This is a genomic window from Prolixibacter sp. DSM 2831, assembly GCF_056493735.1.
Map to the genome: position 1 here is coordinate 2192491 of NZ_CM151379.1, position 22804 is coordinate 2215294.

General features: G+C 44.0%; 22 protein-coding genes. 4 read left to right on the forward strand and 18 right to left on the reverse strand.

Annotation, left to right across the window (positions count from 1 at the left end; all coding sequences use genetic code 11):
- Positions 1 to 214 precede the first annotated feature (214 nt).
- The 5 genes from AC060N_RS08795 to AC060N_RS08815 form a co-directional block, all read right to left on the reverse strand.
- On the reverse strand, positions 215 to 685 hold the full coding sequence (locus tag AC060N_RS08795) for a VOC family protein (RefSeq protein ID WP_479526760.1): 471 nt from the start codon (positions 683 to 685) through the stop codon (positions 215 to 217).
- Between the two features lie 36 nt (positions 686 to 721).
- A complete protein-coding gene (locus tag AC060N_RS08800) occupies positions 722 to 1315 on the reverse strand; it encodes a dihydrofolate reductase family protein (RefSeq protein ID WP_479526761.1) in 594 nt (197 codons plus the stop codon).
- Positions 1316 to 1359: 44 nt separating this feature from the next.
- Positions 1360 to 1920, reverse strand: a complete 561-nt coding sequence (locus tag AC060N_RS08805; RefSeq protein WP_479526762.1) for a dihydrofolate reductase family protein — start codon at positions 1918 to 1920, stop codon at positions 1360 to 1362.
- A 7-nt stretch (positions 1921 to 1927) separates the two neighbouring features.
- Positions 1928 to 2371 (reverse strand): VOC family protein, encoded by a 444-nt coding sequence (locus tag AC060N_RS08810; protein WP_479526763.1) that lies wholly within the window; start codon positions 2369 to 2371, stop codon positions 1928 to 1930.
- 123 nt (positions 2372 to 2494) lie between these two features.
- Positions 2495 to 2926: an SRPBCC family protein gene (locus tag AC060N_RS08815; protein ID WP_479526764.1), complete on the reverse strand. Its 432-nt coding sequence runs from the start codon at positions 2924 to 2926 to the stop codon at positions 2495 to 2497.
- A gap of 175 nt (positions 2927 to 3101) precedes the next feature.
- Here AC060N_RS08815 and AC060N_RS08820 point away from each other — a divergent pair, with 175 nt between their 5' ends.
- Complete coding sequence (locus AC060N_RS08820; protein WP_479526765.1) at positions 3102 to 4088, forward strand: GlxA family transcriptional regulator; 987 nt, start codon at positions 3102 to 3104, stop codon at positions 4086 to 4088.
- 84 nt (positions 4089 to 4172) lie between these two features.
- Here AC060N_RS08820 and fabF read toward each other — a convergent pair whose 3' ends face one another.
- Both fabF and AC060N_RS08830 read right to left on the reverse strand, forming a co-directional pair.
- Positions 4173 to 5411, reverse strand: coding sequence for a beta-ketoacyl-ACP synthase II (fabF, locus tag AC060N_RS08825; RefSeq protein WP_479526766.1), 1239 nt, complete (start codon positions 5409 to 5411; stop codon positions 4173 to 4175).
- 73 nt (positions 5412 to 5484) lie between these two features.
- On the reverse strand, positions 5485 to 6075 hold the full coding sequence (locus AC060N_RS08830; RefSeq protein ID WP_170108995.1) for a TetR/AcrR family transcriptional regulator: 591 nt from the start codon (positions 6073 to 6075) through the stop codon (positions 5485 to 5487).
- Positions 6076 to 6282: 207 nt separating this feature from the next.
- Here AC060N_RS08830 and AC060N_RS08835 point away from each other — a divergent pair, with 207 nt between their 5' ends.
- From AC060N_RS08835 to AC060N_RS08845, 3 genes are all read left to right on the forward strand, one after another.
- Entirely contained in the window at positions 6283 to 8091 is a 1809-nt protein-coding gene (locus AC060N_RS08835; protein WP_479526767.1) for a hypothetical protein, read from the forward strand.
- Positions 8081 to 8791 carry a hypothetical protein gene (locus tag AC060N_RS08840; protein WP_479526768.1) on the forward strand — a complete coding sequence of 237 codons (711 nt, stop codon included), beginning with the start codon at positions 8081 to 8083 and terminating at the stop codon, positions 8789 to 8791. Before AC060N_RS08835 ends, AC060N_RS08840 begins: the two co-directional genes overlap by 11 nt.
- A gap of 123 nt (positions 8792 to 8914) precedes the next feature.
- Positions 8915 to 9901, forward strand: a complete 987-nt coding sequence (locus tag AC060N_RS08845) for a lipoate--protein ligase (protein ID WP_479526769.1) — start codon at positions 8915 to 8917, stop codon at positions 9899 to 9901.
- A 160-nt stretch (positions 9902 to 10061) separates the two neighbouring features.
- Here AC060N_RS08845 and AC060N_RS08850 read toward each other — a convergent pair whose 3' ends face one another.
- The 11 genes from AC060N_RS08850 to AC060N_RS08900 form a co-directional block, all read right to left on the reverse strand.
- On the reverse strand, positions 10062 to 13031 hold the full coding sequence (locus AC060N_RS08850; RefSeq protein WP_479526770.1) for a type I restriction endonuclease subunit R: 2970 nt from the start codon (positions 13029 to 13031) through the stop codon (positions 10062 to 10064).
- A gap of 6 nt (positions 13032 to 13037) precedes the next feature.
- Positions 13038 to 13796 (reverse strand): DUF3307 domain-containing protein, encoded by a 759-nt coding sequence (locus AC060N_RS08855; RefSeq protein ID WP_479526771.1) that lies wholly within the window; start codon positions 13794 to 13796, stop codon positions 13038 to 13040.
- A 6-nt stretch (positions 13797 to 13802) separates the two neighbouring features.
- The gene (locus tag AC060N_RS08860) at positions 13803 to 14507 is read right to left on the reverse strand and encodes a hypothetical protein (protein WP_479526772.1); all 705 of its coding nucleotides are present in this window, start codon (positions 14505 to 14507) and stop codon (positions 13803 to 13805) included.
- Positions 14508 to 14687: 180 nt separating this feature from the next.
- A complete protein-coding gene (locus tag AC060N_RS08865; RefSeq protein ID WP_479526773.1) occupies positions 14688 to 15623 on the reverse strand; it encodes a hypothetical protein in 936 nt (311 codons plus the stop codon).
- A gap of 3 nt (positions 15624 to 15626) precedes the next feature.
- Positions 15627 to 16676 (reverse strand): hypothetical protein, encoded by a 1050-nt coding sequence (locus tag AC060N_RS08870; protein ID WP_479526774.1) that lies wholly within the window; start codon positions 16674 to 16676, stop codon positions 15627 to 15629.
- A 49-nt stretch (positions 16677 to 16725) separates the two neighbouring features.
- Complete coding sequence (locus AC060N_RS08875; protein ID WP_479526775.1) at positions 16726 to 17253, reverse strand: hypothetical protein; 528 nt, start codon at positions 17251 to 17253, stop codon at positions 16726 to 16728.
- 10 nt (positions 17254 to 17263) lie between these two features.
- Entirely contained in the window at positions 17264 to 18445 is a 1182-nt protein-coding gene (locus AC060N_RS08880) for a restriction endonuclease subunit S (protein ID WP_479526776.1), read from the reverse strand.
- Positions 18445 to 19902 (reverse strand): type I restriction-modification system subunit M, encoded by a 1458-nt coding sequence (locus AC060N_RS08885; protein ID WP_479526777.1) that lies wholly within the window; start codon positions 19900 to 19902, stop codon positions 18445 to 18447. Before AC060N_RS08885 ends, AC060N_RS08880 begins: the two co-directional genes overlap by 1 nt.
- A 1-nt stretch (position 19903) precedes the next feature.
- Positions 19904 to 20533 carry a hypothetical protein gene (locus tag AC060N_RS08890; protein WP_479526778.1) on the reverse strand — a complete coding sequence of 210 codons (630 nt, stop codon included), beginning with the start codon at positions 20531 to 20533 and terminating at the stop codon, positions 19904 to 19906.
- On the reverse strand, positions 20530 to 22014 hold the full coding sequence (locus AC060N_RS08895; RefSeq protein ID WP_479526779.1) for a type I restriction-modification system subunit M: 1485 nt from the start codon (positions 22012 to 22014) through the stop codon (positions 20530 to 20532). Before AC060N_RS08895 ends, AC060N_RS08890 begins: the two co-directional genes overlap by 4 nt.
- A gap of 390 nt (positions 22015 to 22404) precedes the next feature.
- The gene (locus tag AC060N_RS08900; RefSeq protein WP_479526780.1) at positions 22405 to 22692 is read right to left on the reverse strand and encodes a hypothetical protein; all 288 of its coding nucleotides are present in this window, start codon (positions 22690 to 22692) and stop codon (positions 22405 to 22407) included.
- Between the last annotated feature and the right edge of the window lie 112 nt (positions 22693 to 22804).

A 22804-nucleotide genomic window follows, 5' to 3' on the forward strand; every position in this document is an offset into this window, starting at 1 on the left:
GATTTAGGCGATTGTTTTGACATTGCACGGTCACGATGTATCGTGACCCTACCTGAGGCACCGGCATTGCGATTGGCAGCAACGTCGTAGGGCCACGACATGTCGTGGCCGTTGGCTCCATCAATGCCGTTGGACAACCCCCAAATTTTTTATTTGTTTTTCGAGGCTATACGGATGTCATCCCTCCAATGGATGACATCCTTCCATCACCGAATCAGGCCTTTTTCAGCTTCTCAATATCGAATTTCTTCATTTGCATAAATGCTTTCATCACACGGGGAGCGCGTTCGGCATCGCTCATCAGTTCGCCCAGGATGGTCGGAACGATTTGCCACGAAACGCCGTATTTATCCTTCAGCCAGCCGCACTGCTCCGCTTCGGGTACAGCCGACAGCTTTTCCCAGTAGTAGTCAATCTCTTCCTGGGTATCACAATTCACCATAAACGAAACGGCTTCGTTAATTTGGAAGGCGGGACCGCCATTCAGCGCCATGAACTTTTGTCCGTTGATTTGAAAGTTGACGGTGAGAACTGTTCCCTCTTTTTGTCCGTGTATTTCCTGTCCTTCGCTTCCGTAATAGGAGATGTTTTCAATTTTTGAATTCCGGAAAACGGACGTATAAAAACGTGCCGCTTCTTCCGCCTGGTGGTCGAACCAGAGGCAGGGAGTAATCTGATCTTTCATGTTATCTGTTTTTTATAGGTGAGCGTTATTTTATTCTTACACTTCAACAAGACCGGTCTTTACTTTTCCGGCCCGTTTGTAATGGACCATTATCACCCCGGTGGAAGTAATGATACTATCAATTAATTCAAATGAGGCGGGTATCGTTCCGTTATCAAATAGTTTTTTCCCATTGCCAAGTGTCAGCGGGTGAATTTTGATTTTGAGTTCGTCTGCCAGGTCATTTTGTAGCAGTAGTTGGATGAGCTCACTGCTTCCCCAGACCTGAAGGTCGGAACCTGTCGAATTTTTTAGCTTTTTGATATCGGCTACACTTTGAATGAATACGGTGTTCTTCCAGGCCGTTTTTTTTCGGGTTTTCGACAGTACGTATTTGGTACCCTCATTGATGCCCGGCCAAAAATCGGCGTGATGCGGCCAGTAGTCCTCCCATATCTCAAAGGTTTTTCTACCGAGAAGATAGTCTGCCGGTTTCAGTTCATCCTGCACTGCCTGACCATAGATTTCGTCGCCATAGGGTTCCGTCCAGCCACCATATTTGAAACTGCCTGACGTATCCTCTTCCGGGCCACCCGGTGCCTGCATGACTCCATCCAGCGTAATCATCGATAAGACGGTTATTTTTCTCATGATATTTACATTTTGTCGGGGGCGAATGATTTCCTGTGTGAACACTAGTCCCGGACCAACGGCTGGTAGCTAAGCAATACCACGCCGCTTTTAAAGGATTGAACGTTGGTCAGTTCCAGATTTAGCTTTTGCGATATACCGCCGAAAATGGCCGAGCCTGCTCCGATGGCTACCGGATCAATCATGATCATATATTGATCGATTAAATTGGCTTCCGCTAACTGTGTCAGGATGGTTCCGCTTCCCAGCAGGGTGAAGTTGCCATCGGATGTTTTCTTCAACTGTTTCATTTCTTCCACGGCATCGTTGACTATCAACGTGTTTTCCCATCCGGCCTGTTTCAGGGTACGCGAAAAGACGATTTTTTTCGCGGCGTTCATCTTTTGCGCTACTTCCGGACTGCTTTCCATAGCTGCTGGTGTTGGCCAGAAAGAAGCCATCATTTCGTAGGTTTTCCTCCCAAACAGAAGAGTCGTACCGGACTGCATGCTATCGGAGGCGAACTGGTTTTCTTCGGTACCATGCCGGTGCCAGCTGAAATCACCGTTGGGATCGTTCAGAAATCCGTTCAGGGTTATGAATTGGAATGAATGTAATTTTCCCATGACGGACTTAACTTGCTTTTTCGGTACAGTCAAACATCCAGTGCACGCCGAATTTATCGGTGCAGCTGCCGTAGTAGTCACCCCAAAACATGTCCTGGAGTTCCTCTCGTATGATTCCGCCTTCAGAAAGGGCATCGAATAGCTTCCGGGTTTCCTTGCGGGTATCGGGTTGCAGCATAATGTATACGTTGTTGCCTGGTGTTATCTGCGATTGCATGGACCTGGGGACATCGGTTCCCATTATCACATGACCACCGAGAATCGGTAGCTCCACGTGCATGATCAGGTTCTTTTCATCTTCCGGAATAGGAATCATTCCTTCCTGAACGGGAATGTCGCCGTAACGCATGAATCCGGGCTCCATCAACTTGGTTCCGAAGATTTCTTTATAGAAATTGAAAGCTTTCTCCGTATCCTGAAGAAAATTAAGGTACGTGCTCACTTTTGACATGGTGATGAATTTTATTGGTTATAATGGCTCTTTTGTAAGCTTTTTACTTTTTGTTTTATCCCTCCTCCGCGATATCCATCGGAACTCGCCAAAAGGAGCATCTTAAAGTCCCCTTCAGGGGATTTAGGGGTGATTTTCTTCCACGTACCTCTTGAAGTTATCGAGGATGGATTGCCAACCGAATTGCTGCTGTTCGATAGTGTTTGTGTTTTCTGCCTCGAAGCGTTCAGTTACACTTGTTGCACCACCTCCGGATTCGAAGGACACCTGTACTTTCCTGCCGTCTCCCATGGTGTAGGCAATAAACTGGTTGATTTTCACTTCGTCGTATACGCCTTCGAAGTCGAAGCCGATGCTGCCGTCTTTGGCTTCCATGCGTGAGGTGAATCTTCCACTCGGGCGTAAATCGTTCTCCGCTTTGGGCGTGTGCCAGTCATCGGAGGCTGCGTTCCAGCGAACAATGTGCTTTGGGTTGGTCCATGCATCCCACACCTTGTCAACCGGTGCGTTGATGATGGCCTGCACGGTAATGATGGTCTTTGCTTTTGTTTCCATGATGTTATGATTTAGTTTTCATGTTATCATCCTTTCGCTTTGTACAAAATTACTATGTCAGAACTGTTGGTCAGCTGTACAAAAGCGACAAATGAAAGTCTATTTCCGACAAGAACGTCTTATATTTGATGTTATACGCAGTTAGCTTTTTCATGGATACACAAAACAGACCGATATGAAGAAAATAGCCATTCTTGTTCCCGAAAGCTCCGTTTTGCAGGCCATTGCCGACCCACAGTATTGTTTCAGTGCCGTGAACCAGTTTTGTCTGGAGGCGGGAAAAGAGCCTCTGTTCCGGGTGGAACTGGTGGGAGCGAAGAGCGAAGTTCAACTGGGAAACGGGAATTTTTCTGTCCGTCCGGATAGGCTGCTGTCAGAAGCTGGCCGACCCGATTTGATCATCATTCCGGCCCTGTTTGGCGATATGGAAAACGCGATAGCTGCCAACGCGGAGATGATTCCCTGGATTGTCGATCAATACAACGACGGGGCCGAGGTGGCTTCCCTGTGTGTGGGAGCCTTCCTGCTGGCTTCTACGGGATTGCTGGATGGAATGAAATGCTCTACTCACTGGGGCTTTACCGGATTGTTTCGTGAGTTGTTTCCTATGGTGGATGTGCAGGATGGTTTGATTGTGACGGAGGAGAACGGGATTTATTCGAGCGGAGGGGCTAATTCATACTGGAACTTGCTGCTGCACCTGGTAGAGAAGTTTGCCGGAAGAGAGATGGCTATCTTAACATCGAAGTATTTTGCCATCGATATCGGACGGAACAGTCAGTCACCGTTTGCCATGTTTAAAGGACAAAAGAAGCACGACGATGATTTGGTCAGGAGAGCGCAGAATTATATTGAACAGAACATCGACGGCCGGATAACGGTAGATGAGCTGGCGGATAAGCTATCGGTCGGCCGGCGCAGTTTTGAGCGTCGGTTCAAAAGGGCGACCAACAATTCGGTGCTGGAATACATTCAGCGGGTAAAGATGGAAGTAGCCAAGCGCAACTTCGAAACCAGCCACAAAAACATCAGCGAGGTAATGTTCGAAGTAGGCTATACCGATAGCAAGGCTTTTCGAAATACCTTCCGGAAGATCACCGGCCTGACACCTGTTGAGTACCGGAACCGGTATAACAAGATGGTGGTGCCGGCGGAAGGGTAGTTGTTTCAGTTTTATTCGTAAAAAATGAGAAATGAACAATGGGAGTAAAGTTCATTTCTCATTTCTAACTTTTCAATGTTATTATCAGATTTTTTTGAAGATCAGCGTTGCATTGTGTCCGCCAAAACCGAAGCTGTTGGTCATGGCTACATCCACCTGGGCATCGATGCTTTCGCCGGTAATGATGCGTACATCTTTCGGGATGGCCGGGTCGAGGTTCACCGTATTGATGGTGGGTGGTACGATGTTATCAGTAATGGACTTGATGCACAAAATTGACTCGGCTGCACCGGCTGCTCCCAGCAAGTGTCCGGTCATCGATTTAGTCGCACTGATGTTTAGCAACGGCTTTTCGCCAAATACTTTTTGCACGGCCGTCACTTCACTCGGGTCACCTACCGGTGTGGAGGTGGCGTGCACATTCAGGTAATCCACTTTGTCGGGATTGAGTTGTGCCTCTTCCAGCGCCAGCTCCATGGCTTTAATGGCGCCGATTCCTTCCGGGTGCGTAGCGGTCATGTGGAAAGCGTCGGCTGTCATAGCTGCACCGACCATCTCGGCATAAATGTGAGCTCCGCGTGCTTTGGCGTGCTCGTATTCTTCGAGAATCAACGCACCGGCTCCTTCGCCCATCACAAAACCGTCGCGGTCCACATCGAACGGGCGACTGGCTGCTTCGGGATGTTCGTTGTTGGTCGACATCGCCTTCAGGGCACTGAATCCGCCCATCGATGCCGGAGTAATCGGTGCTTCTGAACCACCGGTTACGAATGCTTTGGCTTTTCCCATCCGGATGTAGTTGAATGCATCCATGATGGAAGTATTGGAAGTAGCACACGCCGAAACGGTGGTATAATTCATTCCCTGCAATCCGTATTTCATCGAAATCATTCCCGATGCCATGTTGACGATCAGTTTTGGGACGAAGAACGGACTGAAACGGGGTTCAAAGCCATTCTGCACATACTTGGTTACCTCTTCTTCAAATGTTCCCATTCCGCCTTGTCCGGACCCCCAGATAACGCCGACATCGAACGGATCCATTTTCGATAAATCCAGACCGGAATCTTCCATGGCCTGGGCGGCGGCGTACAATGCATATTGAGTGAAAAGATCACTGCGCTTGATTTCGTTGCGTTCGAGGTATTCTGCCGGATTGAAATCCTTTACTTCGCAGGCAAACCGCGTTTTAAATTTCGTCGGGTCGAAGCGGGTGATGGTGGCGGCCGCACTTTTCCCGGCAACGGCATTTTGCCAGAAGTCCTGAATATTATTGCCTAGTGGGGTTACCGCTCCCAGTCCGGTAATAACTACTCTCTTCATAAGGATATTGGTTTTTGTTTCTTTAATATGTTTATACCAATTGGTATATTCATGATTAAAAAAATTTATTTATTCAGATTACTATTTGTTCTATCTGTGTTTTCAACTGTTCCAGGTTCGATAATAAGGGCTTTTCGGTGCCCAGCGTTTTCGCAATCAAGATGCCTCCTTCCACCAGCGATATGAATACATCGGCGAAAGCTTCGGGTTCGACATCTGGTTTTACCTGCCCGTTGTCCAGACCCTCCTCGATAATGGATATAAGATTGTTACGCCAGCTTTCCAGCGCCGAACTTGCCTTTTCGAAAAGTGCAGGGTGGGCATCGTCGGAATCGGAAGCAGCATTCAAAATCGGGCAGCCTCCCCATTCAAAGATGGTGGGGTAGTACTCTTTGTAAAACGAAACGTAAGCCATCAGCTTCTCGCGCGTATTTTTGGCCTGCTGCAGCCCGGTATGAACCGTTTTTCGTATCTGTCCGTAGTTGAAAGCAAAAGCAGCCAGTGCCACTGCATCCTTGTTGGCAAAGTTTCCGTAGATGGCTCCTTTGGTGAGGCCCGTTGCTCCGGTAATATCGGCCATGGACGTACCGGCAAACCCTTTCTTGTTGAAAATGGCAGCGGTCTGCGCAATAATGAACTGCTTTGTCCTTTCCGATTTCTTCATACCTTCTACAAATATATACCAATTGGTATAAAAACAAAAATATGGAAGGTTTCTTTGTTCAAGGAAAAAGATAGTGCCGAACAAGTGTGTTTGTTTTATTGCTATCATGAGAATATTCATATAAAAAAACAGATTTCTTGATAGCATTTTATGTTACATTTGTGACGCAGACAGACAAAGCAGATTGGTTAACTAACTAACAAAAGATTGAAAAAGCTTGTATTTTCTATTCTCATTGGATTGATTCCATTGATTTACTCATGTACGTATTCTCCGGGAGGGGAGAATTTTGTGGACGTCGATCAAAACACCACTCCGCCGCAGGTTCAAAACCTCACACTCGATTTAAATGATGATACACTCCATGTATGGACGAAATCGCGTTATAATTTCAATTTGGTTTCGGACAATCAGCCGATTGTGGGTGTCATAATTACGCTGGACGGAGAACAGCATGTTTACGACAAAACAAGTGGCTACATAGATATTGATCCGGCTGCCTTTCATGAAGGTATTTATCCGATGGAGATGAAAGTATATACTACTTCCGGTACTGGGAGCCTGGCTGATGTAACAGGGAATGAAGGATTCCTGTTTACCAAAGAGTGGGTTGTTGTATTTGAAAATCCAAAAGCACCGAACCTGAAGCTAACTTCCTCCATTGAAAACGGGTTTATCAAATTCTCATGGGATAAGTTTAACTCCTCGTTTTTCCACGCCTACAAGTTGTCGATCGATAACAAAGGCATCAACGACCGGTATTCTGTTGCGTTTTACAATTCCGACAGTACTTCATTTATCGACTCTCTGTATGTGGGCGGGCAAATCAATGTGACACTAACAACCGAGTTTTATGATTTAAACAGAGATATCCATACAGCCGTAGTCAACTACACTTATGATTACCCTGTCGATATTCAGTTTGCCGAAAACCTGGATAGTCTGACTATCAGCTGGACACCAAATCCATTTCAGTGTAAAACCTACTATAGCCTGGGAGATGCTATTTCAAAAGTTCTGGTGCCATCGGGTAATTCCTATACAATTCCGGCGACCGGACTTGGAGAGCCACTTCTTCATCGGATTGATTTTGAACCATTGAAATCAACGATTTGGGGAAAAGCGACTCATTACCTTTATGAAAGGCATACGTTGGGAACTGAAGATGGGCTGCAGTTCACCGATATGCTATACAAGCCCGATTTGAATTCCTACTTTTATAAGGGCTCCATGTTTGTCAGGGAAGTGGATGAGAATTTTCAAATTACTGGTAACTATGACTTTCCGTACGACTATAATAATAATCCTACACTGACATTCTCGGAAGATAATCAAAGCCTGTATGCTATCGTGAACCAGAAACGGATGCGGTTTAGTACATCCGGTATGAATGTGTTGGAGGAACTTCCTAATGGACTGGGCGATAATGCAACGATTCAGGTAATGAAGAACCTGAACGATACTATTTTCCTGGTTGGTTATGACGGCCGTTTTTGCCTGTTGAATATTCAAAACGACAGTATTATTTCTGATTCCGGACCTTTGGGCTCTATCCGCGGAAACAGCTATTACCGGTTTGCCATATCCTCTGACGGACATTATGCAGCCTTTTGTAATGATCTTGGGTTGCATATTTGTGAAGTGGTCGACAACCAGCAAATAATTGTGCAGTACGAAGATTCTGGGAATGATATCAGTTGTCTTTTTAATCCCCGAAAGCCCAACGAGTTGTTGGTAAATTCAATGGATGGTATTTACGTGATGGATTGTTCGACCGGGCAAACCATTCGTAATCTGAATCAGTTTGTGGCGAATCCCATCAATTTCGATCCGGTGACAAACAATTTATTGTTGGTTTCCTATTCGCAAAAAAAGATTTTCGTGTACGACTATGACAATGATGTTGTCAAATTAGAGCTTAACCATCATGCGAGTCCATGGAATTTTCGCCTCTTAAATAACTATATCTTTTTTAATTCGGGTTATCACCTGGCAATCACAGATTATGTCCATTAAGAAAATTATACCGCTCATTTCCCTTTGTTTCATCAGTATTGGCCTGAAAGGGCAGGGGTTTGAATTTCGTCCGGCCATTGGTTGGGGTACGTATGCGATGGCTGATTTTAAAGATTTTCAGCAGTACGCTATTCCCGATATAGGGGTGAATGTGAAAAGCGTGAAAGCGTTTCCGGGCTATGCCAATTTCGGAGCCGATGTATTGTACTATTTGAATCCTTCGTTCGGTTTCGGGGGTACTACCGGTTATTATTCCACCGGTGCCCGAAACAGCTATGCCGATTATTCGGGGTCTTATAGGATGGATGTTAAAGCCAGGGCCGTGAATTTTGGGGGAATCGTTTCGTATAAACAAGAAGTTGGGAGCAACCTGTTTTTGGGACTGGAGTTGTCTTCCGGAATTAAGCTTGCTAATATTGATATAGCTGAAAAATTAGTCATTCCCAGTCAGGGGTTTGACGAAACATATCAGTTCGAAAGCCACAACTGGTGGATGATGCCGCAGGTCAGGATGAGTCGCTATTTTTTTACCGACATCTCTTTTGGTATTTATGCCGGTTATGAATATAACGCGAAAAGCAAAATAGAAACGAAGGAGAATGTTCTACATTATCTGGTCGGTGAGCATGGTCCGGTTAAGCAGGATTGGTCGGGGGCCCGGATTGGAGTATATGTGACGATTCCCATGAATAATTTATAATGTAGCAGGCTGTGGCGTAGTCTCTCGAAGCAGAGGGTGATGTAGCAATGTTCGTCCTGATTCCTTTTCTTTCCCAGCAAACTGAGAAATAAAAACTTCCTATTTTTGCAAAAAAATTCATTCATGCTGATTATCGATTCGCCCTCAAATAACGCTTATTTCAATATCGCTTCCGAAGAGTATTTGCTGAATACATATCCGAACGACGAGATCTTCCTGCTCTACGTAAATGCGCCTTCCATCATTGTGGGACGGTTCCAGAATACGCTGGCGGAAATCAACCTCGATTATGTCACCGAAAACAAAATCAAGGTGGTTCGCCGGATGTCGGGCGGTGGTGCCGTTTACCACGACCTGGGTAATCTGAACTTCTCGTTCCATACGCCTCTGGGCGACGACGATTTTTCCGATTTCTCGAAATTCACCCAACCGGTGGTCGATTTGCTGAACAACCTGGATGTGCCGGCTAAGCTCGAAGGACGGAATGATTTGGTGGTCGATGGCAAGAAATTCAGCGGCAACGCCAAGCTAGCCCGCAAGGGGAAGATGATTCAGCACGGTACCATTTTGCTGGACTCCGAGATGAAGGTGTTGAGCGAAGCTTTGAAAATCAACCCGCTAAAATTCCGGGATAAAGCAGTGAAGTCTGCCCGGGCCCGCGTAACGAACCTGATTGACTATTTCCCGGGAGGTATCACTGTCGACAGGTTCAAGGAAATGCTTATCGGGCAAATCATCAAGGAGAACGCAGAGAATACAACCATTCACAAACTAAGACCGGATGAAGTGGCGAAAATAAAACAACTGTCCGCCGAAAAGTACAGCACCTGGGACTGGAATTTTGGTGGTTCACCCAGCTACGATTTCAACAAAGCCATTAAAGTGCCCGCCGGTTTCATCGAATTGCACATGGATGTGAAGAAAGGCGTCATTCAGAAAGTGAAGATATTCGGCGATTTCTTTGCGTCGCAACCCATCGAAGAGCTCGAAGAAAAGCTCGTCGGTGTGCCGCACGAAACCGAAAACCTCCGGCAAATCCTTTCATCGGTGAACCTGACCGATTACTTCGGGAAGGTAGAGTTTGAGGAGATTATGACGTTGTTTCAATAAGCATCGCTGTGCTGTTCTTGTCATCGTCGGTCACAACCGCATTTTTCACGAAGGAGAAGGCAGAGACAACGTCAGCCCGGAAATAAAAAAAATATTGTCCAACGCCTGGACCGCGGCGCATCAGCAGAATGCTTGACGAAGAATAAACATCAAGTTAACTTTAGTAATACTCCTTGATATACGCGTAAGCCCGGTCGAAAAGAACCTGGTCTTTATGAAGTTTATATTTCAGTAAAGCTTTTCTCAGTGATCTCTGAACTTCCCGTTCTCCGGACGTGGTGTTTTGCCATCCGGGAAAGTTTACCACCCGAACAATTGCATCAATGTCATTCACGATACGTTCAACGACTGCTGGTGTCTGGTCTGTCTTTAGCTCCAGGAACAATTCGGTAAGTGCTGCTTTGGGAGATTTTTCCTGAATCTCTAGTTCAATTTCTTTCTCTGCAGCTACCGTTTCCTTGGCCAGTTTGCACAGCTCCTTCACAAATTCGATGGATGAAATCAACCCTTGCTCGGCTTTGTCCCGCAGTTCTTCCAGTCGTTCACTTAGTTTTTTGAATTTGGGATTTCCGGCGTGTTTCTTGAACCGTTTAATAAGAATCTTCTCCAGCCTCTGGCCGTTTTTCGGGTCGGGATTTTCAAAGATTTCCCGTATCACATCCACATCCAATACATATTCATCAAGGTGAGAAATATTGCCAACATGAATATTTTCGTGTATGAGTTTGGTCGTCTGGGCTCCCAGCGAGAACCACAGCAATTTACCAACATTGTCCACTGCCGGACGAACCGATTCGTACACCTGTGATAACCATTTGTAATCCTTCTGATAAATGTTCAAAACGGAATCAGGGGAAAGAGATTCCCACAGTTTGGAAAGGTATTTAAAATCTTTGGCAAAGGCATCTTTTTTCTCGTTCGTATTGATGGCATTCTGAGCAGCCTCTAATCCTTCGAATCCTTCCAGACTCCTGTCCACTCCATCGAAATGACTGAGTGCACTCTTCATCGCCTCGGGCAGGTCATTCCGCAATTCCGATAAGTTGGAAATCAGATTTGTGACACTTTCTTCATCAAATTCTAATGCCTTGGCAGCATCATCAAACACACCAAAGTAATCCACCACGCGACCGTAATGCTTGTCCGGTAAAACCCGGTTGGTGCGGCAAATGGCCTGCATCAGCGTGTGGTCCTTCAACGATTTATCCAAATACATGGTTTGCAGAATAGGGGCGTCGAATCCGGTTAGTAGTTTCGCTGTGACGATTAAGAACTTCAGCGGGGAATTAGCATCGTTAAACTCATCGACAATTTTCTCCTGTTGAGTCTTGTCGATTCCCCATTTTTGCTTGAATTCCAGGTTGTCGTTTGCGGTCGTCGAAATGACAACCCGACTGACTTCTGTTGGAAAATGTTTGTCCAGTTCCTCTTTGTATTGGGCACAACCTAAACGGTCCGGTGTAACAATCATGGCTTTGAAACCATGAGGCTCCACTTTTTCCCTGAAATGGGTGGCAATATCATCCACAATTTTGGCCACTCGCTCCGGCGATTTGAGGAATGCAGCCATCTTTGCCGAGCGTTTGTTTAATGCATCGGCCTCTTCATCCGATAGGGCAATGCTTTCAGTAAACTCTTTGAACGCTTTATCGATGGTTTCCTTATCAACATGAACATCAATCAACCGAGGTTCGAAATGCAACGGTCGCGTAGCTTTATCCCGTAACGAATCCTGAAAGGTGTAGCGTGATAAATAACCGCCTTCATCTTCCTGGGAACCAAAAGCCCAAAAGGTGTTTTTATCGACTTTGTTGATTGGTGTTCCGGTCAATCCAAACAGAAACGCATTGGGTAAGGCAGCCCGCATCTGAAGTCCAAGGTCGCCTTCCTGGGTTCGGTGGGCTTCATCAACCAAAACAATCAGGTTGTCATTGGTATTCATGTTCGGTTGGGCATCGCGGAACTTGAAAATGGTGGAGATAATAATTTTGCGGGTATCGCGGGCCAACAGGGTTTGCAATTCGTTAATCTTGTCGGTACTCTCAACGTTGGGGACATCCGAAGCATTAAATGTGCCGGTTATCTGCGTATCCAAATCCACACGGTCAACCAGAACCAATACGGTTGGACTTTTTAATTCAGGTGCCCGACGAAGTTTCTGAGCGGCAAAAACCATAAGCAATGATTTTCCCGATCCTTGAAAATGCCAGATCAATCCCTTCTTGATTCTTCCCTCAATCACCCGTTGCACAATTTTGTTGGCGCCCTCGTATTGCTGATACCGACAGATTATTTTTATCCGCCGCTTCTTTTTATTGGTGGCAAACAGCGAAAAGTTCTGCATAATGTCCAGTAACCGTTTGGGATGCAACAAATCGGTCAGTTCTTTGCCAATTTCACCCAAGCCCAATTGTTGAGCGAGCGCATCATCATCGTCTTCCAGACGCCAGGGCGACCAGTGTTCCAACGGCGTGCGAACCGCTCCGTAAAACAGTTCTTTCCCTTCGGTGGCAAACGACAAGATGTTGGGGACAAACAATTGAGGAATAGTATTTTCGTAAACATCATGCACCTCGTGTGCCCCGTCCAACCAGCTAACCGATGGGCGGATAGGGGTTTTGGCTTCACCGACAACTACCGGAATGCCATTGATGAAGAATACCACGTCGGGTATTTTCGTTTCACGGTGATGAACACGAAACTGATTGGTAACGATGTAAGTGTTGCTGGAAAAATCTTCAAAATCGATGAGACGGACCGGAACATGACGGTTGTTTTCACCGAAAGGCATGGTCTTGTCACCGGTCATCCATTTAAAAAGCTCTTCATTGGCTTTGACTAACCCTGTCTGGTTCACGGCAATCAATACAGCCCTTAACTTGTAAATCACTTCCTCAGCCAGTTCAGGCTTAACTGCAATTTCGGGATTTAACCGAACCAGTGCATCCTTTATTTCATCCTCTAACAATACTTCATTCACGCTACGTTTTAATTCACCTGGAGCGATATATTCCCAACCGGTACCAAAACTGCTTTGCGGTTCGGCAACCTGCCCGGACGTATTGAGATTGACACCCGATAATTGATGGATAATGTAATGTTCTACGCTGTTTAGTTCGGTAAAAGACATTTATTGCTAAATTTTAGGTAAGAAACTTAATGTTCCTCTTAGTATTAGGCCAATTATCGTTGTGATGGCGAAACTTATTAACGTGCCTAGAAGAACATACTCTGTATATTTTCTGGTTTTATTAGCGTCGTTTGGGTTCAATCGTAGAATTGATTTAGCCGCAATTAGAAAGCCGATGACGCCAAATTGGTTGATGAGAATTAAAGTCAAAGCTAAGAAACGCTCCAGGAAACCGATCCACATGCCCGCTTTGTTTAGACTTTCTTCTTGAGCTTTATCGTCTTCAATTTGCTTTCTCCAATTGGCTGTTAGTTCTCTGATTAGTATACCGGATGGCCATAGTATTAAAACATACCCTAGTATTAGTAGGAGAATATCAACAGAGTTTATGATAGGTAAGAGCCATTTACCAAATGCACTCCAGCCATTAATGAAAAATAACCAAATAATGACAAGTGATAGTAAGTGTGCACTCTGATCAATAAGAAAAAAACGTACTTCGTTATCTTTTTGTACAGCTTTCCAAATATCGATAAGTACGTGTACAACAAAAACAATTAGTGTTAAATACCACCATTGCCACTTTGCAATAAGCAAATAAGAAAGTGCACCGGCGATAAAACTATGTAAATAAAGAAAAGGCGATTTTAAGCCTTTTTCTTTTCTGCTTTCTACCCAGGAATCAGGTTGAAGAATAAAATCACTAAAAAAGTGGGCAAGAAATAGTTTTATGAGTAGAATAGATTGCAAATTGTCCGGTCCCATATAATCTTATATATTGGCGATTAGTTTCTTGTAGTTTTCCAACAGTATTTCTATAGCGTCCCAGTTGGCCGTTCGTTTTCTTTGATTAATAGCTGACTGTGAAATATCTAATAATTTTGCTATTTCGGTTTCATTATGCCCTTGTAATAAATAAAAAACCACCTCTGCTGACATAACCGTCCACTTGTCTATAATCGCATCTAAAAGTTTCAATTCTACAGATAATTCTCTATTTACCTCATTATTTGTAGTTAGCAAAGAAATTTTTTGTCCTTTCGATTTCATTTGTTCCAGTTCCCTTCCGGAATATTGTAAGGCAGTACCATCCGAAAGCGAGAGTTTTTCTTTTAAGTATTCGATGGAACCAATGCCTATAGCTATACGTGCATCTAAGTTGTTATAAATACGCCAGTTTCTTCGTAAGTTGATGTCAATTTTTTCCTTGGCCGTTTTTTTTCCAGCTATGCTGAACGGCTGTTTAAAATTCTTCTTGAAAATGCACTTGACAAGTAAAGCGATTTTTAGAGCATCTTGTACATTCGATGCTATTCCCTGGAAGCTGTCGCCGCGTAAAAATTCAAATGGATAGGGGAGTTTGAAGGCTTTGTTTACTCGCTCAAAGTCATTAATTAAAAGTTCATTTACGTTATCTCGTGTAGCTAGGTCCAGTTCTTTCGATGCGATTATGTCTCCGGTGATGGCTGCGTACATAACTAAGTGTTTTTGTAAATTTAATAAATAAAATATAAGAGCCAAGCCTTATAAAGGGCAAATATAAGTGTTGGGACTTATTTTTTTAATATTAGTGCCATACCTTATAATCACGAAATATAAGTAGTGGGACTTATTAATTGCATTGTAAATTACGCGAACAAGTACCAACTATTTATTTTAAGCTGTTGTTTCAAGGTTCTTGTATTCTAATTCCACCAATTCCCAGGCGATTTCTTGTTTCAGTACCTGAAAATATATGAGTTTATTCTTTGCATCGCATTTTTCTATTTGTTGCACATATTTTTCAAGTGTCTGGATGTTTTCTTCTTTACTGGTTTTGTATAGTCTGACATCCCATCCATTGGGAGATTTACCTGTAATTTCATTTTCTGTAATCTTGAAATTCGTCAGGAGTAGCGCAATGGGTCTGGCTGAGGAAGGCTTTGATATCACATCATCGATATTCGTTAGAATGGGATTACAGACCATGATCAAATTTTCGTCTAACACCCGGTAATCGATAATGCCGTGAATTAATATGCCGGGATGATTGTCTTCCAGTACTAATAATGATTCAAAGAAAGAACTAAGCTTTTTTTCAATTTCATATTGCCGAATATGCCAGCTCTCTTCCTGATAAACCGCATTGAGTACATTGGCAAAGAGCATCAGATTGTCGGTAATTGGCTTCATTCCACCCATAACACTGTTGCCACTGGGATGCATCTGCCAGTTTCTCAGCGTTCGGGCTCTGTTGATACTTCGCTTAAGCGTTTGATGGTGCTCACCGGCAAATACCTCATCGATGATGTCAGCCAAATGTCTATTTCGGCTTTTCCCCTTTTTTTTGGGAATCTCAATGGGAATCTTAAGTTCTTTGGCTTTTAGTTTTATGGCCATTTCGATGATTAATAGCGCCTTTTTGAAGCCTTCATCATACATGGGCCAATAATAGTAGGCGTGGGCTAGTAGATATTCTACGGTTAGCCAGGCTTCTTTGATGTCAGTTGGTACTTTATCGTGAAACCTGCCCTTTACCACATACTTCTCCACATATTCGTCCAGCGAATTGACCTGTTTCACCTCCCATATAATATCAGGTTCAAAATACATCCTCTAAAATAGCTGATTAATTAAACTTTCTTGAAATTCTTTGTTTTCAAAATTCGGGTTGGGACACCAATACCACTGCTCATCATTTTGATGATAAGGAGTCACCCAGGTAATAAATAATGCAGGTACGCGATTCATAAAGGACTTTGAGAAAATTCCTTCTTCCGTAATAATCCTGTCGCTATTTGGAATTGTGCTATTGCTTTTAATGAAACGAAAATCCTTGCCCAAAACAATCTCCAGATCGTCAGGAGCAAAATGAAGCGGGCTAATACAATTGACTGCGATTACCAAAGGCAAATTAGGCTTACCATATTTTCGAGCTTTGTCTTCAATAGCTCTTGATAACGATTTACTGGTATCAACGTATCCGGATTCAAAATAACCTCGTACGCCTACAGCTCGATTCATCTCATCCAAAGAAGAATTTGACCTGGGGAGAAGGCTAATCTCGATTGAAAGATTTTCATCTTCGTAATTAAAAATCTCTTTTTTATAGGTGATCAGCATCTCATGGTAGTCGAGCTCCTTTACTACTTTCTTAATCTCTCGTATAACCGGTTTTACTGAAAATGAGCTGTCGTTTTTTATATCAATCTCCCGAATGGATATCCAGTAAGGAAAGTTGCCTAATTTGTCGAGTTCACTGGCAATTCTATTCTGTTTTTCTTGATAGCTACGCTCTGCATCCGACTCGTCAGTAACCACTTTGGCTTCTAAGTAAAAAAGCGCTTTCCCGTTTTTCGATATCAAAAAGTCGGGCTGTTTGGTGGTATGGTCCAACTCAGGATGAACCTCTAGCTGATAACCACGTGAGTAAAAGAACTCGTGTACGTATAATTCGAAAAAGGCGTAATCAAACTGCTTGGCACTTTGCAGGCGGCGCTTGAGCTCGAATTGCTCCTGCTCAGGGTAATGGCTGAACCAACTATTCAGCTTTTCTCGCACCACAGCAAACTCCTCGCGGCCACTCCGGTTTAAAAAGGAGAAGCTGCGTTCGCCTGGTTTGGCATAAGTTTGGTCGGTTCGAGGTCTGTTGGTGAAGAGCTCCATGTCCCTAAAATATCTGATTAATTAAACTTTGATTGTAATGCAGAACTAATTAGTCGATATTCCAAACTAAATCTGGGTCTCCTTCAAAAGCGCTGTCAATCGTATCATCGTCATATTCTAGATGATTATATTTGCTATGTGTACGTAATTCAGAATCTAACATATTAGATTCTTCTGTCTCTACGTCACAATTTAAATTTTCGTCACTACCTAATGATGGCTTTTGGATCGCATCAATTAATTCTTTTATCAATTCTGCAATCTGTTTATAAGTTACCTTCTCTTCCTCTAAAATGTCATCCAAATAATCCCTTGCCCATCTAGCAATTTCATTGTAATATTCGGGTTTACCTTTTTCAAATTCATAACCCAGTTTGCGCAGCTTGGAAATTATTGCCCCAGGACCTCTTTCAAGCTTTAATGAAACTTGTTCGATGCTGTTATCAGTATCAAGCAGTTTTATAAGTAATTCTTCTTCACTTTCTGTCCACGGAAAATAAGCATTAGAATGTTCTTTTCTTTTTTCTTCGAGTGAATAGGCTTTCATTTTTTTTACTTCTGGAATTACTACTTGCATAATGCATCCCTTAAAATATCTGATTAATTAAACTCTTTTGTAAGGCTTTTGAAAGTGTGAGTTTATCTTCTGCCTCCTGCTGGTTAGCCTCTATTTTATGATATTCACTTACGATTTGTTCTTGAATGGTTAGTGGTGGAATAAAAACACTTAATTTTTTCAACTGAGAGGAATTGATTGATGCGAGGTTGGAAGTCTTTTTTGCACAAGAAAAGAAATACTGCTTACCATAATTTGATCTAGTAAGAAGTGAAAGGAACCATGAAGTGAGCTTTTTAGGGTTGGGTCTCACCGCAAATACATGATTTTGATGAACGCAATTGGGGATTTCATTTCGCCAAACATATCCTCTTCCCAATTTATCAAAATCACCACCCTCAGTAAGCAATACGTCTCCTTCTCGCAATAAAAATCGGTCTCGGTCTTTTGACTTGATTGTGATGGACTTTACTTCAGAGAGATCTAGATATCCATCTTGAACATTTGCAACTCGCAAGTACGGGAGCTCTAGAATATCAGCTTCCGTCGAATTTGCTTTATTTTTAGCTATACCAGTTTGAATCTTTGCGACCGTTTCAAGCAATACTCTTGGCCAATTCCTTCTAGAATTTATTTGGTTATTCAACCACGAATTAAAAACTATATCAAGATTTGAACAGAGCTTTTTACTCTTCTCAATCACCTTATCCATGGCCCAAAGGAGTTCGGCCAGCCGGGCTTGTTGCTCTTTGGGAGGGAGGAGGAATTCGTAGTTGGCCAGGTCTTTCCATTTGATGCGACGAGTAATAGACCCGGAAGCATTTGCAACAACAAACTTCCATAACTCCGGGCTATTAAGAATACCGATTAGAAAGCCGTCAGCTATGAATTCAGGATTTTCTTTGATCGTCAAAATATCGCCGGAACAAACGCCGTAGAAGTTCGCTCTGGGGGCTCTTTCTCTAAAATCACTGGCATACAAGCTTCTTCTTACTAGTAGATAGTCATTCGGTTCAAATAGTTTCATTGCGGAAGTAACGGAATCAGTTGGTTCCCATGAATGAATCCTAAAGTCCCATTGCCCAATATTGCTTGAGCCAACAAATCGCTCGAAATCACTTTCACTCGGATTATTTATTCTTTTCGAATATTCAAAGGCTACATCCCCAAGCTTTACCTTTTTCCAATTACTCCTGTCGATATTTAAATTCATTATTCCAACGTCTCAAAAAGTGATTCCATCGATGATTTTAATGTGTCGCTTTTGCTTTCCCAATCGGAGTATATGCTATTGAAATTTGAAGCTTTTTCGGCTTCATATTTATTTACATATAGATTGATATTTAAGGAGCTGCGATTTTGTAGAATCTCTTCTACGTTTACCAACTTTGATAGACCTGGAATGTCTCTGAACTCCTTGTAAGCCGTAAAAATCTTTTCTATATGTTCATCAAGTAAGTAGCTAATAGTTTTCTCCTTTTTTACTAGGTCACTAGCGTTAATAAAAAGAACTTTTGATTTTCGGTTAGTAGATTTGTTTGTCTTGGAAATAAGCAGGCAAGATTCCATTCCTGAGTTGTAGAATAAATTCCTTCCAAGTCCTATAACTGCTTCTAATCGGTCTGACAATACAAAATTTCTGCGTATATCTTCTTCCGAATTTCGATCAAGCATACCTTGAGGCCACAAACAGATTGAACGACCATTATTGTCGTCCAGACTCTTTTGAATATGCTGCTCGAAGGAGTAGTCTGCACAGCCTTGTGGCGGTGTTCCCCATAGATTCCGGCCGTAGGGGTCGCTCTCAAAGCTTTTCCTATCCCATGCTTTGATGCTGTAGGGCGGGTTGGCCAGGATGACATTGAATTTTTTCAGCTCGTCATTCTCCAGAAAGGCCGGCTGGGCCAGGGTATCGCCACGCGCAATACTAAACTCCTCAATGCCGTGCATAAACATGTTCATGCGGGCAATGGCCGAGGTAATCAGGTTAATCTCCTGTCCGTACAGTTTCAGGGTGCGGTATTCCTTGCCTTCTTCCTTTAGGTGCAGGGCGCAGTTCAGCAGTAAACCACCGGAGCCACAGGTGGGGTCGTACACACTTTCGCCGGGTTGTGGGTCCATAATCAGGGTCATCAGCTTCACCACGGTGCGGTTGGTGTAAAACTCGGCTGCCGTGTGGCCACTGTCGTCGGCAAATTCCTTTATCAGGTATTCGTAGGCGTTACCCAGTTTATCGTCGGGTACGTTGCTCAGGCTGAGCTGGTGTTGCGAAAAGTGCTCAATCAGGTCAAGCAGGGTTTCGTCACTCAGCCGGTCCTTATTGGTCCAGCTGGCATCGCCAAAAATTCCGTACAAAGTATCCGGATTGGCCTTCTCAATGGCACGCATGGCTTTTTGCAGTGCCATCCCTACGTTGGACGTGGTTTCGCGCACCCGGTTCCAATGAGCCTCTTCCGGAACCAGGAAATGATGATTCTCGGCAAAGGAGGCATACTCCAGGTCGCCGTCGCTCTCCTGCAAGGCCCGCTCAAACTCTTCGTCATACACATCACAAATGCGTTTGAAGAATAGGAGAGGGAAGATGTATTGTTTGTAATCGCCTGCATCGATGGTGCCCCGCAACGCCGTCGCGGCACCCCAGAGGTATTTTTCGAGTTCTTGTTGGGTCATACTAATTCATTTTGTAAAGGCCTTCGAAAGCCTTTTGGTCAATGCTTAGTGTTTTTGATTCGTTGTCCCACGTATTTAAAATGCTGATTTCAACGTTTTCCAAAGCATTGGCCAACGCAATATTCTTCACCAGTTGCTCAGGATGAATATTCCAGCCGTTGAATACCACCATGTGATAAGTCAGATTCTCGGCATAGTTGATATCTTGTTTTTTGTCAGGATTGGCTTGATCAACATATGGAAAGTGAATCCAGCCTTTTGGGCCTTTTATCTTTTGAATCAAGTCATTTTTCGCTGTCAGGTATTTCTCCAAATCACGGTTCCAGCCCAGGTTTGTTTTTAAATCGTAGTAGTGGGTAAGTACACTTTTATCCAATATGGCTAAATCGGGTTTAAAAGTTACTGCTTTCATTCCTTTAGTTTCCCGGTAGGAGATAAGTTTGTCAACCAGAAACTGCAATTCTTTATTTCCAATTCGGGTGGCCATATACAAGGCGAATATATCTTCCATATAACCCGAAACAGGGTGAGCGGTACCCCGGTAAATATCATATTCACCTTTGCCCTCCATCAGCTCTCCGGCTTTTTGATATTGCAGGTTGATCTTGTCGATAAATTCTTGTTCTGTCATTTACTGAACCTTGTTAATATTTTTTTGAATCGTTCTTCTGCTTCCAAACTCTCCTGCCAGGCCTTTTTCAAATCATTCATGGCCTCTTCGACAGTGGGCAGATTATCTTCAATCATCTTTTCCACATAAAGCGGAATGTTCAGGTTGAAGTCATTCTCCCGAATCTCGTCAAGATTGGCTACGCGTACGTAGTTTTCTACATCTTCGTAGGCAGAATACCAATCGAATAGTTGTTGTACGTGCTGCGGTTCCAGAAAATTTTGTGCCCGTCCCACACGGATTTGTTCCGAGCCATCGATAAACAGCACCTTTCCCTGGCGGGAAGCTTCTTTATTTTCCTTAAACACCATGACGCAGGCGGCCAGCTGGGTTCCGTAAAAGATATTCGGTCCCAGGCCAATCACCGCTTCCAGTAAATCCTGTTCAAGCAGTGTCTGACGGATTCTTCCTTCGGCACCTTTGCGGAACAATGCACCATGGGGGAGTACCACGGTCATCCGGCCCCGGTCATTCATCGATTTAATCATGTGCTGAACCCAAGCCATGTCGCCATTTCCTTTGGGTGGCACACCGGCCAGGTTCCTGCCGTACGGGTCATTTGTCCAGCTGTCAGCACCCCAGTCCTTCAACGAAAAAGGCGGATTGGCAATCACACAATCAAAAGTTTGGAGTCCGTCGGCCTGAAAAAAGGCCGGATTTCGAAGAGTGTCGCCGCGGGTGATGAAGAAATCTTCAATTCCATGCAGAAACATATTCATTCGGGCAATGGAACTGGATGTCAGGTTTTTTTCCTGACCATATAGCTTCAGGGTTCGGTAATCCTCGTTGTTTTCCTTCAGGTGATTCACACTTTCCAGCAACATACCACCGGTTCCGCAGGCCGGGTCGTAAATGCTTTCTCCTTCGTGTGGGTCGAGTATCAATCCCAGGAGGTGAACGACGGAACGCGGAGTATAAAACTCACCGGCTTTCTTGTTCGTTAAGTCCGCAAAATGCTTGATCAGGTATTCGTAAGCATTTCCCAGAATATCGGGTTCCACCAGGGAGTTGGACAACGTGTATTGCGAAAAGTGCTCGATTAAGTCAATGAGCAATCGGTCCGCAAGCTTGTTCTTGTTGCTCCACTGCGCGTCACCGAAGATGCCGTACAATAAATCCTGGTTGGCCTGCTCGATTCCTCGTAGCGCTTTTTCAATGGCCAGACCAACGTTCACCGTTGTTTCTCTCACATCTTTCCAATGACATCCTTTCGGTATTTCAAACCGGTGAAACTCGGGCAGCGAAGCATACTCGATATCACCATCCGATTCTTCCAATGCCTGCTGGTATTCTTCGTCATATACGTCCGACAGTCGCTTGAAAAACAACAAAGGAAAAATGTAAACTTTAAAATCAGAGGCATCTACCGGCCCTTTTAAAATCCAGGCCGCCTTCGATAAATATTGCTCAAGTTGAGAGAGTGTTAGCTTATTTGTTGTCATTGTTTAATCGCCACTTGGTTTTTGGTTCCTGTTGTCAGTAATCATCCGTCTCAAATGACGGTAAACTGTAGGTTTATCAGGTCGTCAAATTCCGACCAATTTAATAAAGAAAACATAATTAGTCGCCCGTGTTTGCTGGTTTTTATGAACAGCACCATATCCAACTTTGAAAACATTTGATTCAAAGCAAAAAGTGTTGCTCATTCACCCCGTCGGGGGTCCCAACCCTCGACGGTGGTTTTTTTATATTGTTACCCAATACAGGCCAACGGCCTGTCAGCAATAACCCATGGCAACGCCATGAGAGTGAGAATACGAAAAGAGGAATGCGGTCGCGTATCGGCTCCAATTGAAATTCCTGCGCTTTTCCGACCGCAACTGCACCTCCGTTCAACAAAACCGAACCACAGTAACGACAGAAACCATCGCCAACCTGAAACCTGAAACTGCAGCGTAACCTTTAACCTTCAACCTGAAACCTTCATCTCTTCCCTCCCTTCCCAACCTAACTTTCTTCGCTCCGCTAACCATTTCATCGCCTCCGTTAGGCATTTTATTCGTCCCGATAGCCATTTTGGCGCCTCCGCTAATCATTTTTTCGCCACCGCGAGCCATTTCCTCACTTCCGATAGCCTTTTCTTTTTCTCCGATAGGCTTTTTGTCGTTTCCCTTCAGCATTTATCGAACGCCGGATGCAATTGGCTAAATCCCGGGAAGGAGAGGAGAGACAAGGAGCCTTCTTCCTCAGCTCCGATAGCAAGGCAACACGACCTTCGGCCGCTTAGTATCA